9 protein-coding genes and 5 pseudogenes are annotated in these 16,759 nt (G+C 64.8%); 7 read left to right on the top strand and 7 right to left on the bottom strand.

Translation table 11 applies throughout. From position 1 onward, the window contains the following. Positions 1-927: pseudogene (locus tag RHBS_RS12555) on the top strand (amidase); the annotation flags it as partial. 387 nt (positions 928-1,314) lie between these two features. Here RHBS_RS12555 and RHBS_RS30475 read toward each other — a convergent pair. Next, positions 1,315-1,977, bottom strand: a pseudogene (locus RHBS_RS30475) (NAD(P)H-binding protein); the annotation flags it as partial. A gap of 86 nt (positions 1,978-2,063) precedes the next feature. On the opposite strand from RHBS_RS30475, the gene RHBS_RS12545 reads away from it, so the two are divergent. Continuing rightward, positions 2,064-2,864, top strand: coding sequence for an alpha/beta fold hydrolase (locus tag RHBS_RS12545; RefSeq protein WP_187298463.1), 801 nt, complete (start codon positions 2,064-2,066; stop codon positions 2,862-2,864). Further along, positions 2,861-4,008 (top strand): annotated as a pseudogene (locus RHBS_RS12540) (PP2C family protein-serine/threonine phosphatase). Before RHBS_RS12545 ends, RHBS_RS12540 begins: the two are co-directional and overlap by 4 nt. Here RHBS_RS12540 and RHBS_RS12535 read toward each other — a convergent pair. The 5 genes and pseudogenes from RHBS_RS12535 to RHBS_RS12515 form a co-directional block, all read right to left on the bottom strand. Further along, on the bottom strand, positions 3,985-4,344 hold the full coding sequence (locus RHBS_RS12535; RefSeq protein WP_128645698.1) for an STAS domain-containing protein: 360 nt from the start codon (positions 4,342-4,344) through the stop codon (positions 3,985-3,987). The pseudogene RHBS_RS12540 and the gene RHBS_RS12535 overlap by 24 nt on opposite strands. A gap of 67 nt (positions 4,345-4,411) precedes the next feature. Then, positions 4,412-5,742, bottom strand: a pseudogene (locus RHBS_RS12530) (MCE family protein). 131 nt (positions 5,743-5,873) lie between these two features. Further along, complete coding sequence (locus RHBS_RS12525; protein WP_128645697.1) at positions 5,874-6,329, bottom strand: hypothetical protein; 456 nt, start codon at positions 6,327-6,329, stop codon at positions 5,874-5,876. Between the two features lie 37 nt (positions 6,330-6,366). Next, positions 6,367-7,608: a DUF6745 domain-containing protein gene (locus RHBS_RS12520; protein WP_374700587.1), complete on the bottom strand. Its 1,242-nt coding sequence runs from the start codon at positions 7,606-7,608 to the stop codon at positions 6,367-6,369. Positions 7,609-7,683: 75 nt separating this feature from the next. After that, positions 7,684-8,667: a sugar-binding transcriptional regulator gene (locus tag RHBS_RS12515; RefSeq protein ID WP_237669189.1), complete on the bottom strand. Its 984-nt coding sequence runs from the start codon at positions 8,665-8,667 to the stop codon at positions 7,684-7,686. A 121-nt stretch (positions 8,668-8,788) separates the two neighbouring features. Here RHBS_RS12515 and RHBS_RS12510 point away from each other — a divergent pair, with 121 nt between their 5' ends. Genes RHBS_RS12510 through RHBS_RS12500 form a run of 3 tightly spaced genes read left to right on the top strand, consistent with a single transcriptional unit; the run spans position 8,789 to position 12,860 of the window. Next, positions 8,789-9,643: an MIP/aquaporin family protein gene (locus RHBS_RS12510; protein WP_128645695.1), complete on the top strand. Its 855-nt coding sequence runs from the start codon at positions 8,789-8,791 to the stop codon at positions 9,641-9,643. Continuing rightward, entirely contained in the window at positions 9,640-11,157 is a 1,518-nt protein-coding gene (glpK, locus tag RHBS_RS12505; protein WP_128645694.1) for a glycerol kinase GlpK, read from the top strand. Before RHBS_RS12510 ends, glpK begins: the two co-directional genes overlap by 4 nt. Then, complete coding sequence (locus RHBS_RS12500) at positions 11,154-12,860, top strand: glycerol-3-phosphate dehydrogenase/oxidase (RefSeq protein WP_128645693.1); 1,707 nt, start codon at positions 11,154-11,156, stop codon at positions 12,858-12,860. The genes glpK and RHBS_RS12500 overlap by 4 nt, the downstream gene beginning before the upstream one ends. A gap of 55 nt (positions 12,861-12,915) precedes the next feature. On the opposite strand, the pseudogene glgX reads toward RHBS_RS12500, so the two are convergent. Beyond that, positions 12,916-14,955, bottom strand: a pseudogene (glgX, locus tag RHBS_RS12495) (glycogen debranching protein GlgX). 122 nt (positions 14,956-15,077) lie between these two features. On the opposite strand from glgX, the gene RHBS_RS12490 reads away from it, so the two are divergent. Continuing rightward, positions 15,078-16,759 (top strand): HAMP domain-containing sensor histidine kinase (locus RHBS_RS12490; protein ID WP_145977513.1); only part of this gene is annotated, 1,682 nt, incomplete at its 3' end.

Raw genomic sequence — 16,759 nt, 5'->3', positions numbered from 1 at the left:
TCAAGCCGGGACGCGGACTGGTGCCGTCGGGACCGACCTTCGGTGAGCCGATGCACGGGGGCAGCGGTGCAGGGCGTCGTGTCGCGATCGGTACGCGATACCGCAGCGATGCTCGACGTGCTGGCGGGCGGCGAGGCGTCGTCCGGCTACTTGCCCGCGCGTCCGGACGGAACGTTCCTGTTTCGAGTGGACAAGGATCCGAAGCCGTTGCGCATCGGCATGTATGCCGTGACATCGGTCAATCCGTCGCCCCACCCGCAGGCCGTCGCAGCGATGGAATCGGCGGCGAAGACGCTGACCGACCTCGGCCACACCGTCGAACTTCTCGATGCCCCGCCGTACGACGACAAGAGCCTCAATCGCGAATTCCTGTTGGCCTGGTTCACCTACCTGGCGTGGGAGATGGACGAGGTCAAACGCAGAACCGGTTGCAGCGACGACGCGTTCGAGCGTGACACCCGAATCATGGCGGCTCTGGGCAGAGCTGCCAGTGGCATCGACTATCTCGACGCGGTGGAAGGCCGCCACGTACACGTTCGGGCGCTGGCGACGTACTTCGAGACGTACGATCTGCTGCTGACGCCCACCCTGGCCGAGCTACCGCCGAAGATCGGCGCGTTCGACCTCGCGAAGCCGCTGCAAATGGCGTCTGACTTATTGTTGCGCAGTAGAACTGCCGGCTTGCTTCGGCACACCGGCATCGTCGATCAGATGATCGACGACAACATCTCGTGGATTCCGTACACCCAGTTGGCCAACGTCACCGGCCGTCCCGCGCTCTCTCTGCCCGTCCACTGGACCCCCGAGGGCCTTCCGATGGGCGCGCACTTCACCGCACCGCTGGGAGGCGAAGCATTGCTCGTCCAACTGGCCGGACAGTTGGAACGAGCCGTGCCGTGGGCGCACCACTACGCCGACATCGGTTAGCGGGTCGCTCCGAGCAGAGCCTTTCCGAGGATGCCCGAAGGCCGTTGCCGCACCTGGCCGTCGACGATGTCGACGACCCCCACCTGCCCACTCGGGATCGGTATCGGCGGCAGCTTGGGGATCGGCGTGGGCATCGGTGCCCTCCTCGGCGGTGACGGTGATCGAACGCTCCAGGGCCTCTCGGACGCTCATCAGTGACGTACCGGGCTCGGCGAACACCTCCGTTGCCGCGTTCCCGCGGCGCACCACCATGTCGTGGGTGAGGCTGTCGACCAACGAGATCACCGTGCCGGGAGGCATGGCGGTGATGGTGGCGACGGCGCGCCCCACCAGGCCGGTCGGCAACAGCGGAACCGGGATCTGTACGCGACGCAGACCGGCGACGCTGCCGTACGCCTGCAGCAGCTGCGGGTAGCTCATCGTTTCGGTTCCGCCGATGTCGAACGTTCCCGGGCGGGCGGTGTCGCCGAGGGCACGGGCGATGATGGCGACCACGTCGACGACGGCGATGGGCTGTACCTGCCTGCGCATCCACGTCGGGATGGGCGTGAGCGGCAGACGCTCGGTCATCCGGCGCACCAACTCGAACGAGGTCGATCCCGAACCGAGGATGATCGCCGCCCGCAGCACGGTGGCGTCGACGGAGCTGTCGAGGAACGTCTCCTCGACCTGCAGGCGAGAGCGCAGATGATCGGACAACGGGGTGCCGTCGTCGGGGATGAGGCCGGAGAGGTAGACGATCCGGCGCAGGCCGTTGCGCTCCGCGGCGGCGGCCATGGACTGCGCGGCGTGGCGATCCTTCTCGACGAAGTCGCCCTCGTCCATCGAGTGCACCAGATAGACGACGGCATCCACATTCTCGGTCGCGGTGTCGAAGGTCTCGTGATCGTCGAGGTCGAAGTGCACCGCGGTGACGTGAGCGCCCCAGGCGAAGCGCGATTTCTTGCTCGGATCTCGCATGGCAGCGTGCACGTCGTGACCCTGTTCGAGCAGGACCGGGATCAGCCGAGACCCGATGTATCCGGTTGCGCCGGTGACCAGCACTCGCATGACTTTCTCGTTTCTGTAGACAGAGGCCATACCCCGTCGGAGCAGTCTCACTCCCCGGCGTCGGAGGCAGATGACACACTGTGCGGGTGAGCGCGCGTATCAGGAACAACGTCAGGGTCGTGGGGGCTGCCGACGGCCCCGTGGTGATGCTGGCTCACGGCTTCGGTTGCGACCAGACGCTGTGGCGTTCGGTAACCGATCTCCTGGCTCCGAATTTCTCGATCGTGCTCTTCGATCACGTCGGGTCAGGAGCGTCGGATCCCTCGGCGTGGGATGCGGACAAGTACGCGCCGCTGGACGCCTACGTCGACGACATCGTGGACATAGTCCGGGAACTCGACCTCCGCGACGTCACGTTCGTCGGCCATTCGGTGGCGTCGATGATGGGTGTTCTCGCGGTCCAGGCGGCTCCCGAGTTGTTCGGCAAGCTCTTTCTTCTGACGCCGTCCCCCCGGTACATCGACGACGGTGACTACCGCGGTGGATTCAGCCGCGAGGACATCGACGAGTTGCTCGAGTCTTTGGACAGCAACTATCTGGGATGGTCCGCATCGATGGCACCGATCGTGGTGAACGCACCGGATCGGCCGGATCTCGAGAACCTGTGGACCGCGAGCTACTGCCGAACCGATCCCGAGTGCGCACGGGTGTTCGCCCGCACCACCTTCCTGTCCGACAATCGCGCCGATCTGGCCGGGGTAGCCCTGCCCACGATGATCGTCGACTGTGCGCGGGATTCGCTGGCACCGCCTCAGGTCGGCAGATACGTCCACGAACACATCACCGGCAGCACTCTCCGGACACTCGACGCCAGCGGACACTGCCCGCACGTCACCCAGCCCGAACAGACCGCCGAGGCGATTGCGACCTTCGTGAGATCGTCGTGATTCACGAACTCGACATCGAGGACCTGTACGAGAACGCGCCCTGCGGTTATCTCTCGGTTCTCCCCGACATGCGGATCGTGAGACTGAACTCGACGCTGGCGAATTGGCTCGGCTTCGACGTCGACGCCTGATCGGTACCGACTTCACCCAACTTCTCACCGCCGGTGGCCGGATCCACTACGAGACCCATTTCGGTCCGATCCTGCGGATGTACGGCCAGCTCGACGGCATTGCGATCGACTTCGTGACGTCCGATCGGCGACGGCTGCCCGTGTTCATGACCGCGAACGTCAAGACCGACGAGACGGGCACGCCGGTACTGATTCGCATCACCGCGCTCGACGCCAGGGACCGTCGCACCTACGAACGCGAGTTGCTCGAGTCCCGAACGCGAGCGGAGCTGCTGGCCAAGACACTGCAGCGGTCGCTGCTGCCGCCTGCCCTGCTGCCGCCGTCGGGAATGACCGCTGCCGCGCACTATCACGCGGCATCGAGCGACGAGGTGGGTGGAGATTTCTACGATCTGTTCCCGCTGTCGGACGACCGCTGGGGATTCTTCCTCGGCGACGTGTGCGGCAAGGGTGCGTCGGCCGCAGCCGTGACGTCGTTGACGAGGTACACCCTGCGCGCGGCCGCGGTGTACGACCACGACCCGGTCGCTGTTCTGCACAATCTGGATTCGGTTCTGCGCCAGGAGTTCCGCGAGAACGACGCGCAGTTCTGCACGGCGGTGTTCGGGGTGCTCAGCCGCTCGGCTGGAGGGTTCGAGGTGGCGATGGCCAGCGGCGGTCATCCGCCTCCGCTGGTGATGCGGGCGGACGGCAGCGCGCACTACGTCCACATGACGGGCGGGCAGCTCGTCGGTATTCTGCGGCACGCGCGCTTCGTGCCTGCCACCGTGACATTGAGCGCGGGCGACACCCTGATGCTCTACACCGACGGCCTCACCGAGGCCCGGGTGGGCACCGGTCGATACGACGACGAGGGCGCGCTGCTCGAGTTCGCGACCGCCCACGCCCCGGCGGCACCTGCGTCAATCGTCGAGGATCTGCGGGTCCTGCTGAACAGCTTCGGCGACGGGTTGGCCGACGACGCAGCAGTGATGGCGCTGGGAGTGTCGTCAGTCGAGAGCGGCGAGGGCTGACGCCAGATCGGCGTGCAGCGCGAATTCCTGATCGAGACCCATCAATTTGATCGGGCGGCTGGTGGTCGGCCCATCGGCGACGACCGAGAAGGCAACGGCGTCCCCGTGGTTCTTCTGCGTCGATGCCAGCACGGTCATGGCAGCCGAGGCCAAGAACGAGACCTTGCTCAGATCGACGATCAAGGCAGCAGGCGTGGTCGAAATCTGTGCGTCGATCGCGCTCGACAGTGCGGGGGCCGTGGTGACGTCGAGTTCACCGGCGACCGCGATGACGGCCGCGCGCCCGTCGTTGCTGGACTGGATGGAAAATCCGGCGGTGTTCGTATCGGCTGGCATCTGTACTCCTGAATCGTTACCCGCCGCGCTCGTCGACGGGGCATGCGGACCATTCAATCAGTAGGTCCTATTGGAACGTGACCTGCGTTCCTCTGAGTGCGGGAGCGCCGACCGTCGTGGTCCAGGACGGCACTGCGTCGGGCTCGATTCCCGTGGCCCCGCCGTAGACGACGGCCAACGTCTGATGCTCGGTGACCGAGTTCGCGTACGAGGCGGGCACGGGGGAGAGCTGCGGAACCGGAAGTGACGGAATGTCCTGTTCGCCGGGGTTTCTCGACGGCACCTGGTACGAGCCGTCGTTGGGGGAGCTGCCCGGGTACTGCGGGAAGTATTCGCCGGCCGATCGATCGAGCGAGGAGTAACAGGTCGGTCCGCGGTCCTGCTCGAACAATCGCGGCTCGTCCTGGTTCGGTAGGTACCGACCCTTCGGGTTGACGAACGGCATCGAGACGTTGATGCCGGGATACTCGTCACCGTCGCCCAGCAGGATCTTGCCGCGCCTGGCACCCTCGGCGAACTGACCGACGGTGCACCCGAGAGCCGGGGAGAACTCGGCGAACACCTCGAGCGCTTCGCGGGAATTCGCGGCCAGTCCGATGATGTCCGCGGAGTTGGCATCGAGGAAGTCGGCGGTGGTGTTGGAGGCGGATGTCAAAGACGCGTAGAGCGTCTCGAGGGCCGGGCGCTTCTCGACGACGGTATTGCCCGTGGTCCGCAGATTGTCCAGTGCGTTGATCAACTCGGGAGCCGCATCGGAGTAGGTCTGCGCGAAGTCGGCGAGCCCGCGCAGGTCCTCCTGGATTGCGGGCAATTCGGTGTTGAGCCCGGCGAAGATGTTCTCGAGTCTGTCGATCGTGAGGCCGAGCTCTTCGCCGCGACCGCTCAGGCCCTGCGCCAGCGCGCCGAGGGTGTTCGACAGGTCCTCCGGCGGCACGGCCTGGAGCAGGGGCAGCAGGCCGTCGAGCACCTGTCCTACCTCGATGGCGTTGCCGCTGCGATCCTGCTTCAACACCGTGCCCTCGGTGATCGGCGACCCGGGCCTGCCGTCCGGCAACACCAACGCGACGTACCGTTCGCCGAACAGTGTCTTCGGCAGCAGTCGCGCGGTGGCGTTCGACGGAATCATCTCGCCATGTCCGGTTCGATGGCCAACTCCGAGGTGACGACGCCACCTGCCGTCGTCGCAGATCGCACTTCGCCGACGATGAGGCCGCGTACCTTGACGTCTGCGTTACGGGGAAGTGCGTTGCCGACGCTGTCGGTCTCGAGCGAGACCGTCACCACGTCCTTGAACGTCTTGTTGTACGAGGTGACGCTCCACCCGACGAACACGACGATCAGCACGACGAGAGCTATTCCGAGGAGTCGGTTCTGGACCGGCGAGGGGGAGCCGGTCATGGATAAGTCGCAACGACAACAACAGCCATGTCGCGAACCTTAGTGGTACACAACGTCACACTTACTACCGAAGATTGGTTTGTGAGATGGACCTAGCACTTCGGTGGAAATGTGACGGGAACCACGATCTGTCAGTCGGCGATCAGCTGGGGTGCATGGAACCAACCGCCCTGCCCGCCTTCCCGTTGACGGCCGATGACATAGCGACCCGGCGCGATTCCGGTGGCGCCGTGCTCGGGATGAATGAGGTATGCCGTCTGCGAGTTGGTCAAAATGCCCAGGGCGAGACCTCGGACGTCGTGGACGGGACTGGCCCACGAGCAGAGGCCGCCGTCGGCCACCAGGCTGTGCGGGTTGCCGCCTGCTGCGCTGCGCAGGAGTTCGATTCCCGTCAGCGGCACGGTCTCGCGCCGCGTCTGTTCGGTGGGGACGACTATGCCGTCGAGCAGTACGTACGGTACGACGATCAGATCGCCTTGGGCTTGCAGGCCGTCGATGACGGGCACGGAGATCTCCTTGTCGAGATAGTCGAATACGTCGAGGCCGGTGAGGTCGGTCAGTGCGGACAGTGTGATGTTCGAGTTCACGTGTTTCACCTTGGGTGTGTTGTCGGGGTGTGTGTCGTCAGGTACGGCGGATGAGTCGGCCGTAGTCGGCTCCGGCCAGGCCGTAGGTCCAGCCTGCGGCGTCGACTGCGGACGAGAACGCGCCGGGGACACGGAGACCGTATCGCCGACGCTCGCCGTCTCGCTCGCGAGAACCGTTGACGGCAAGCAGTATTCGTCCCTCGTCTCCCCAGCCGGCGGGTGTGGCGAACAGTTGCAGGCTGCAGCCGGGATTGCCCGGATCGTCGTCGGTGTCGACCAGTCGTAGACCGGCCTGCTCCAGATAGGAATCCCAGCCGATTCGTTCGATGGCGCTTCGTCGGATCTCGACGTTGCGTTCGACGGTGATGCGTTCGACGGTCGGATCGTGAATCACCCAATCGGGAACCACGGTGCCGTTGAGGACATGGACACCGCTGCCGTCACCGAACTCGATTGCCGGAGAGGACGAATTGTGCAGTCGCACTTCACCGTGCACCGGATCGGGTAGCGGTTCGGTGTGCAGGGTTGTCGGCCGTTCGGACATCACCGCGATGTCGTCGAACGCCCACCACCATCCCGTCGATTCGACGAGGGCCGATTGAATGTCGAGAAGTTCGTTGTCCTCGCGCCCGAACGTCATGAGGCCGAAGGAGCGATAGATGTCGTAGTAGGCGACGCGATGGGCCTCCTGTTGCCCGTACCAGGTGATGGTGCCGAAGGGGTGTGGCACCAGGGATCTGACGGCCGTGGCAACACCGTCGAAGAGGCTGGTGTGCAACGACTTCCGTACGGTTCGGCGAATGATCGGATCGGGACCGATGCCGGCGCGGGCTGCGTCCTTCGGTGAGCGGCGTGCGACGGCGATGCGCGCTTCGAGATCGCGTTGCGCGTTGGGGTCCCGATGGGAGTATCGACTCGGCCATTCGATATGTCGTCGATCGATTCTACGGTCCATGCGCCGCCGGGAATCGGACAGTAACGAGGGGATCCGGATACCGACGTGTGCATCCTGCGCCGCTGTTCGAGCGGCGATCAACGCTGCCGCGGCTGGGGGTGAGGGCACCCAGACGAACTTCGGCTCCCGGTATCCAGATCGCCGATACAGTTGTGCCACTGCGGATTCCGCAGTCGTTCTATCGGAGGGGCCGGCTTTCAGGCCGTAGTCGAGCCATCGATCGCGCTGCGCACAGACCGCACGAATGCTCTCGGCGTATTCATCGGGATTGTCACTGAATGTGCCGCGACGGGGAAATGTCGACGGCATCGGCACGGCGCTCACGTGAGGGAGGCGGTGTCCGCCTTTCCGGTTGTCATGAAGAAAAGAGTGACACGAGAATCGGATGAGCGCAAGAGGTCAGCCACGCGAGCGCAGGATCAACTGGGCCGCGCTGATGTCGTCGATGACGAGGTCGGTGATCAATCCGCCGCGCAGGGCGGCGGTGAGGGCATCGAGTTTGGACGCTCCGGCGACGATGCAGACTCGGCGCGGTACCACCTTGAGCCGATCCAGACTCGGTCCACTCGATCTGTCGTTCAGCGCAATTCGGTTGTGGCTGCCGTCGGAGCGCAGGAACACGGTGGCAATGTCTCCGACGACGCCGTCGCGCTGAAGCTCGGCTCGATCCTCACGCTCGAGGTAGCCGGCGCTGTAGACGTGACTCGGAACGGCGCCGCTCATGACGCCGATGCTGAACACGGCGAGGTTCATCCGATCCTGCAGTTCGAGTACTCGCTTGATGCTGCGTTCACGCCACAGGTGTTGCCGGGTTTCCGGGTAGTCGAAGAACGCGGGCACCGGAAATCCCTGCGCCACAGCGCCGTAGGCGTCGGCGAAGGTTCGGACGATGTCGGTGGCGTAGGAGACTCCGGTGGTGCGGGTGTTCGCTGCGCCGTTGAGCTGTACGACGGTCGAATTGTGGGTTCGTTTGGGGGCGAGCTTGCGGCTGACGGCGCTGACGGTGGTTCCCCAGGCGACGCCCATCACCATGTCGGACTCGAAGAACGATGTCAGCAATCGGCCTGCGAAGGTGGCGACGCGATCGAGGCGTTGCAGTTCGTCGACGGTTTCCGACACGGGGACGACATGTGCACGAATGTCGTACAGATCGGCGAATGCACGCTCGATTCGTGGTGCCTGACCGAGCGGGGTGGAGATCTTGATTTCCACCAGTCCTGATGCCCGCGCGAACGTGATGAGTCGTGAGACTGTCGAACGAGATACGCCCAGCTCACGGCCGATCGCCGCCATCGTCATGTCCTGGAAGTAGTAGAGGCGCGCCGCCTGGGTGGCATGGCCGGTCCGCAGATCCGATTCGGGCGTAATGCGTTGGTCCGTCACAGTCGCAGTGTACGACCGCTTTGCACATATGTGCATCAGCTGTGCAACGCAGTGCAGGCCGTCTACGGTGGCAAACAGCACGCAATGTGGCGTGCATCACCAACTTTGCGGAGGCTACACAATGGCTCGTAAGGAACCGGAATGGGGACTGCCGGCGCACATGGCTGCCGAGTTCGCCGGAACCATGATTCTCATTCTGTTCGGCGTCGGCGTCGTCGCGCAGGTGGTCTCGGGCGGTGAATCGGGAAGTCTCGGAGACCACGACTCGATCGCCTGGGCATGGGGGCTGGGCGTGATGTTCGGCATCTACGTCGCGGGTCGTATCACCGGCGCGCACCTCAACCCCGCGGTCACGATCGCGTTCGCACTCTTCCGCGGATTCAGCTGGAAGATGGTTGCGCCCTACGTCCTCGCGCAGACCGCAGGTGCCTTCGTGGCCGCGCTGCTGGTGCGCTGGAACTACAACGACATGATCAACGCAGTGGACCCCGGGCACACCACCGCCACCCAGACGATCTTCTCGACGCTTCCCGGAAACGGAACGTTGCCCGTCAGTGTGTCCTCGGCGCTGATCGATCAGATCATCGGCACCGCGATCCTGCTGTTCCTCATTGTGGCAGTGACCGATTCACTCGGTACCGCACCGATGGCCAACATGGCCCCACTGATCGTCGGCCTCATCGTCGTCGCCATCGGCTTCGCATGGGCCACCAACGCCGGATACGCGATCAATCCGGCCCGAGATTTCGGACCTCGCCTGGCGTCGTACATCACCGGATACGGTGGAGCCTGGCGAGATCAATACGGTGGCCTGTACTTCTGGGTCCCGATCGTCGGACCTCTCGTAGGCGGACCGATAGGAGTGTTCCTGTACGACCTGCTCATCGGAAAGAACCTACGCAAACAAGAAGGTTCGACGCCCGAGCCGCCATCACGACTCCCAGCAGACACCCAGACCACAGGAGAGAAGCCATGACCGAGTTCGCAGGAAAGTACGTCGCCGCGATCGATCAGGGAACCACGTCTTCACGCTGCATGATCTTCGATCACGCGGGTACCGTCGTCGCGGTCGATCAGAAGGAACATCAGCAGATCTTCCCGCAGGCCGGCTGGGTCGAGCACGACGCGTCGGAGATCTGGGACAACGTGCGCGCCGTCGCGGCCGGTGCCATGGCCGCAGCGGATCTGACGCGCGAGGACATCGCCGCAGTCGGTATCACCAACCAGCGTGAGACGGCGCTGGTGTGGGAGCGCGAGACGGGCAAGCCGATCTACAACGCCATCGTCTGGCAGGACACCCGCACCGATCGCATCGCCACCGCACTCGGCGGCGGCGACGCCAACAAGTACACCGCCAAGACCGGCCTGCCGTTGGCCACTTACTTCTCCGGCCCCAAGATCAAGTGGATCCTCGACAACGTCGACGGCGCACGGGCGAAAGCCGAAGCGGGAGAACTGTGTTTCGGCAACATGGACACGTGGGTGCTGTGGAACATGACCGGCGGCACCGACGGCGGGTTGCACTACACCGATCCGACCAACGCCTCTCGCACCCTGCTGATGGATCTCGACACCCTGCAGTGGGACGAGGGCATCTGCGCCGACATGGGCATTCCCATGTCGATGCTGCCCGAGATCAGGTCGAGTTCCGAGGTGTACGGCACCGGCCGTGAACGCGGACCGTTCCGCGGAGTGCCGATCTCCGGAATCCTGGGCGACCAGCAGGCAGCCACCTTCGGGCAGGCCTGCCTGTCTCCCGGTGAGGCCAAGAACACCTACGGCACAGGCAATTTCGTGCTCCTCAATACCGGTACGGAGAAGGTCATGAGCAAGAACGGCCTGCTCACCACGGTCTGCTACAAGATCGGTGACCAGCCGACGGTGTACGCGCTCGAGGGTTCCATCGCGGTGACGGGCTCGTTGGTGCAGTGGCTGCGCGACAACCTGGGCATGATCTCCTCGGCCGCGGATATCGAGACCGACGCGCGGTCGGTGGACGACAACGGCGGTGCCTACTTCGTCCCTGCGTTCTCGGGTCTCTTCGCCCCACACTGGCGGTCGGACGCCCGCGGTGCCATCGTGGGACTGACGCGATTCGTCAACAAGGGGCACCTCGCACGCGCCGTCCTGGAAGCCACCGCGTATCAGACGCGTGAGGTCATCGAGGCCATGAACGCGGACTCCGGGGTCGATCTCGAGGTGCTCAAGGTCGACGGTGGCATGGTCGTCAACGAGCTGCTCATGCAGTTCCAGTCCGACATCTTGAACGTCGACGTCGTCCGGCCCGTCGTCGCCGAAACCACCGCTCTCGGAGCGGCATACGCGGCCGGTCTTGCCGTCGGGTACTGGGAGAGCGAGGACGACATCCGTCAGAACTGGGCCGAGGACAAGACATGGACACCGTCCATGGACGAAGACCAGCGGGCGAAGCTCTACGCCGGCTGGAAGAAGGCAGTAACACGTACTCTCGATTGGGTTGATGAAGAATGAGTTCCACCACAACGGCTTTGAGCCCGCAGTCCCGCGCAGACGCGTTGGCACGGATGGAGGCCGAAGAGCTCGACATCCTGGTGATCGGCGGCGGCGTCGTCGGAGCGGGCACCGCACTCGACGCCGTCACGCGCGGCCTGAAGGTCGGTCTGCTCGAAGCGCGTGACTACGCGGCCGGCACCTCCAGCCGCTCGAGCAAGCTGTTCCACGGCGGTCTGCGCTACCTCGAGCAGTTCAACTTCGCGTTGGTGTTCGAGGCGCTCAAGGAGCGTTCGCTGGTACTGAACAAGCTGTGCCCGCATCTCGCTCGCCCGGTGCCGTTCATCTATCCGCTCGAGAAGGTGATCGACCGTCCCTACGTCGGACTCGGCATCGGCGTGTACGACGTCATGGGTGCCGGACGCGGCGTGCCGAGTCATCACAAGCACCTCGGAAAGAAGAAGACGCTCGAGTCCTTCCCGTCCGGCAAGCGCTCGGCGATCCGCGGTGCGGTGAAGTTCTACGAGGGCCAGGTGGACGACGCTCGGCACACGATGATGCTCGCCCGTACCGCGGCGGCCTACGGTGCGTTGTGCGCCAACAGCACTCGCGTCACGGGCTTCCTGCGGGAGGACGACAAGGTCGTCGGCGTCGTGGCGAGCGACCTCGAGACGGGACGCTCCTTCGAGGTCCGGGCCAAGCAGGTCATCAACGCGGCCGGTGTCTGGACCGACGAGGTGCAGCAGATGGTCGGTGGCCGTGGACAGTTCCAGGTTCGTGCCTCCAAGGGCGTGCACCTGGTGGTGCCGCGCAATCGCATCAACAGTGCCACCGGCATCATCACCCGAACCGAGAAGAGTCTGCTGTTCGTCATTCCGTGGGGCAGTCACTGGATCATCGGCACCACCGACACCGACTGGAAGCTCGACCTGGCCCACCCGGCCGCGAGCCAGAGCGATATCGACTACATCCTGGGCCACGTGAACAAATTGCTCGCCGATCCGTTGGACCGCACCGACGTCGTCGGCGTGTATGCCGGACTGCGCCCGTTGCTGTTCGGCGAATCCGATTCCACCAGCACGCTCTCGCGTGAGCATGCGGTGTCCAGCCCGGTACGAGGGCTGACGGTGATCGCCGGCGGCAAGTACACCACCTATCGCGTGATGGCCAAGGACGCAGTCGATTCTGCGGTGCACGGGCTCGAACGCACGGTACCGAAGTGCGTCACCGAGGACATTCCGCTCGTCGGTGCCGACGGCTACCTCGGGGCGTTCAACTCCCGCGCTCTGACGGCCGAGCGCACCGGTATGCGCGTCTCACGCGTCGAGCATCTGCTCGGTCGGTACGGCACGCTGATGGGTGAGCTGCTGGACTTGATCGACGCCGATCCGGAGCTCGGCAATCCTCTCGAAAGTGCACCGGAGTACCTCAAGGCGGAGGTGGTCTATGCGGCCAGTCACGAAGGCGCGCAACATCTCGACGACATCCTGACCCGTCGTACGCGCATCTCCATCGAGGTCCCCGACCGCGGTGAGGCGGCTGCACAGGAAGTGGCGCATCTCGTCGCACCGATCCTGGGATGGGATGCGCAGCATGTGGCCGAGGAAATCGAGCACTATCGGCTTCGTGTTCTCGCAGAGCGCGATTCGCAGGAGCAGCCCGACGACGACACCGCTGATGCGGCGCGTCTCGGAGCACCGGACGTGCGTCTCGGCGTGAGCTGAAAACGCTGACAGCAGCGGTCCTGGAACGCCAGGACCGCTGCTGTCAGCTGTTGGATCAGCCCTGCAGCAACGTGAACGAATGTTCCCGGATCAGGATGGACGGGCCACCGGCCTCGTATGCCTGGTCCGGGTCACTCGAGGTCGACAGAGTCCACATGCCCTTCGGCAAGGTGAAATCCACGGTCCCGGGTGAGGCATTGACCATCCACGCGAACGACGCGTCGCCCTCGCCTGCGCGCATCAACACCAGGATGCTGTGGGCGTTGCCGTCCGACCAGTCCTCGTCGGACAGCTTCTCACCGTCGGCGCGGTAGAAGTCGACGGTGTCCGGGCCGGATCCCTCTTCCTCGGAATCGCTGTCGTGCCGGAACCACGTGGGGCGCAGTGCCGGGTGCTCGGCGCGAAGCGCGATGAGGTGGGTGGTGAAGTCGATGAGGTCCTGATCGGCTGTGCTCCAGTCGAACCAGGAGACCTCGTTGTCCTGGCAGTAGGCGTTGTTGTTGCCGTTCTGCGTTCGGCCGAGCTCGTCGCCGCCGAGGATCATCGGAACTCCGGCCGAGAGCAGCAGCGTGGCCAGGTGGTTACGTTGCTGGCGGGCCCGCAGCGCGTTGACGCCCTCGTCGTCGGTCGGGCCCTCGGCCCCGCAGCCCCACGAGCGGTTGTCGGACTCGCCGTCCTGGCTGTCCTCGCCGTTCTCCTCGTTGTGCTTGTCGTCGTAGGAGTTCAAGTCGGCCAACGTGAAGCCGTCGTGTGCGGTGATGAAGTTGACGCTGGCCAACGTGGGTCGACGGGTGCTCTCGTAGACGTCCGGGCTGCCGGTGACACGTTGCGCCAGTGCAGGCAGCGCGCCGCTCTCACCGCGCCAGAAATCGCGAACGTCGTCGCGGAACTTGCCGTTCCACTCCGACCAGCGCGCCGGGAAGCCGCCCACCTGGTAGCCCTGGGTGTCCCACGGCTCGGCGATCAGCTTGACCGGGGCGAGCGTCGGATCCTGATGTACGAGGCTCAGAAAAGCGCTGTGCACGTTCAGGTCCGAGTCCTGACGAGTCAGGGTGCTGGCGAGGTCGAAGCGGAAGCCGTCGACGTGCATCTCGGTCACCCAGTACCGCAGTGAGTCGAGGATGAGGCCAGGGCCGCGGGGTGGCCGACGTTGAGGCTGTTGCCGGTGCCGGTGGTGTCGTAGTACGCGCTCCGGTCGTCGTCGACCAGTCGGTAGTGCGAGCCGTTGTCGATTCCCTTGAGCGAGAGCGTCGGTCCGAGATGATTGCCCTCGGCGGTGTGGTTGTAGACGACGTCGAGAATGACCTCGATACCGTTGTCGTGCATGGCTTTGACCATTGCCTTGAACTCGTCCACCTGGCCGCCGGTGTCGCCGCTGCTGCTGTACTCGTTGTGCGGGGCGAAGAAGCCGATGGAGTTGTATCCCCAGTAGTTGCGTCGGCCCTCTTCGAGCAGGTGCGAATCCTGGACGAACTGGTGGATCGGTAGCAACTCCACTGCGGTGACGCCGATGCGCTTGAGATGCGCGATCGCGGCGGGGTGCGCCAGGCCGGCGTAGGTGCCGCGAATATCCTCGGGCACATCAGTTGGTGGCAGTGAATCCCTTCACGTGCACCTCGTAGACGACCGTCTGGTCCAACGGCGTGCGCGGTGACTCGTCTCCCGACCATTCGAAATTCGACTGCACGGCAACGGAATACGGCATGTGCGGTGCCGAGTCCTCGTCGTTGCGGGTCTCCGGCTCGGCATGCAGATGCGAGAAGACCGACTCGTTCCAATCGACCTGGCCGGTGATGGCGGTGGCGTACGGGTCGAGCAGCAACTTCGCCGAGTTGTGCCGCAGCCCCGACGCGGGATCCCACGGGCCGTCGACGCGCAGCCCGTAGCGGGCACCCGGCGTCACATCGGGAACCAGATCGTGGAAGACGTGGCCGGTGAGCTGCGTCAAAGGCGTTGTACTGCGCTCTGTTCCGTCGTCGTTCAATACGACCACGGAGACCGAGTCCGCTGTTTCGGAGTAGACGGCAAGGTTGGCACCGTCGTTCGACAGACGCGAGACGCCCAGGGGATACGGGAGACTGGATGAGGAGGGCATGCTCGCGGCAGTACCCCCGTAAGGGACGAGCGAAACGCCTGCATATGGGTCGTTCGGCTAGTATCGATTGCTAGGTTGCGCCCGCCGGACACCGGCGGCTGCAAGTGACGAAGGACGATGCGATGACTTCCCCACAACCCGATGGCAGTTCGGTCCAGTTGGACGAGCTGTTTCCGGGTGACAACGCCACCGACGCGCGTTTTCGCGAGCTGGATTGGTCGGCGACCGATTTGGGGCCGGTGGAGAGCTGGCCGCAGGAGTTGGTGACGGCCGTACGTACCGTCATGCCGTCGACGATCCCGATGCTGATCTGGTGGGGCCCGCAGCTGGTGCAGATCTTCAATCACACGTATACCGATTTCCTCGGGGACAAGTTTCCTGCCGCTGCCGGCCAGCGCGCGAGTACGTGCTGGACCGAGGTATGGGATGTCGTGGGGCCCATGGTTCTCCAGGTGGTCGACAACGTCGAGTCCGTTCACCGCGCCCGACATCTGTTCATGATGGACCGCTACGGCTTCCTCGAGGAGACGTATTGGACCCTCTCCTACAGCCCGATTCGTGGACCGGGGAACACTGTTCTCGGAGTGTTCGTCGCCCCGATCGACGACACGATGCAGGTACTCGGCCAGCGGCGGATGAGCGTATTGCTGCGACTCGGTTCACTCGACACCGGCGACGGGACGGGCCCGCCCGGCATCGCCCGGGCCGCTGTGGAGGTTCTGGCAAGCGAGCCCCGTGAATTCCCGCTGGTGGCGGCCTACCTCCGCGCGGACCTGGCCGAGGACGGCCGGTTGACACGAGTCGCAGTCAACGGTGAGGCCGGTTTCGAGGCGTCGACGTGGGAGTGCGCAGACGTTCTGCGGGTGGTGGACGGATCGGTGCCCTGCGAGGTTGCGAAGGTAGTCGGAAACGTCCCACAGGCGGTCGTGACGCCGTTGACGATGGCGGGTCGGATCGAACCGGTCGGGGCGCTGTTGATCGGCGTCAGCGGTCATCGCGTGGTGGACGAGTCGATCGTCTCGTTCTGCGGGGTGGTCGCCGAACGCGTGTCCACCGCACTGACTGCCTCGCATGCCTTCGAGATGGAGAGACGACGCGTTGCGGCGCTGGCCGGGGCCGACGAGGCGAAGACGCGGCTGCTCGAAACTGTGGGTCACGAATTCCGCACGCCGCTGACGCTGCTCGCCGGTCCGTTGGCCTCGGTGCGCGAGAGTGCGGCGTCGACGCTGTCGGAGTCCGATCGAGAGTCCCTCGACGTCGTTCACCGTGCGTCGATGCGACTGCGCCGACTCGTCGACGACCTGTTGGACGTGGTCAGCGCCGATGCCGGGCAACTCGTCGCACGTCCCGAGCCGACCGATCTCGCCGCGGTGACGCGCGACTGCGTGTCCATGTTCGCGTCGGTCGCGTCGGATCAGGGGCTCGAGCTCGTCGCCGACACAGCCGAGGACGTGACTGTGCTCATCGACTCCGAGATGTGGTCGAAGATCGTGTTCAACCTCGTCGCGAATGCCGTGAAGTACACCCCGTCCGGCCGGATCTCGGTACGCCTGACGGGCGACACCGACACCGTTCGGCTCGTGGTGGCCGATACCGGGCTCGGCATCCCCGGCGAGGATCTGCCGCGCATCTTCGAGCGGTTTCACCGCGTGGAACGCTCCGGCGCGCACAGTATCGAAGGATCCGGGATCGGGCTCGCCCTAGTATCGGACCTTCTCACAGCCCTCGGCGGGCGCATCGAGGTCGACAGCGAGGTGGGCCGGGGCAGTACTTTCACCGTTGTGGTGCCGCGCCTGCCGGTGGA

Origin of the sequence: Rhodococcus sp. BS-15 (assembly GCF_000813105.1) — a bacterium.
GTDB lineage: Bacteria > Actinomycetota > Actinomycetes > Mycobacteriales > Mycobacteriaceae > Rhodococcoides.
This window is presented reverse-complemented; position numbering and strand designations above follow the sequence as displayed.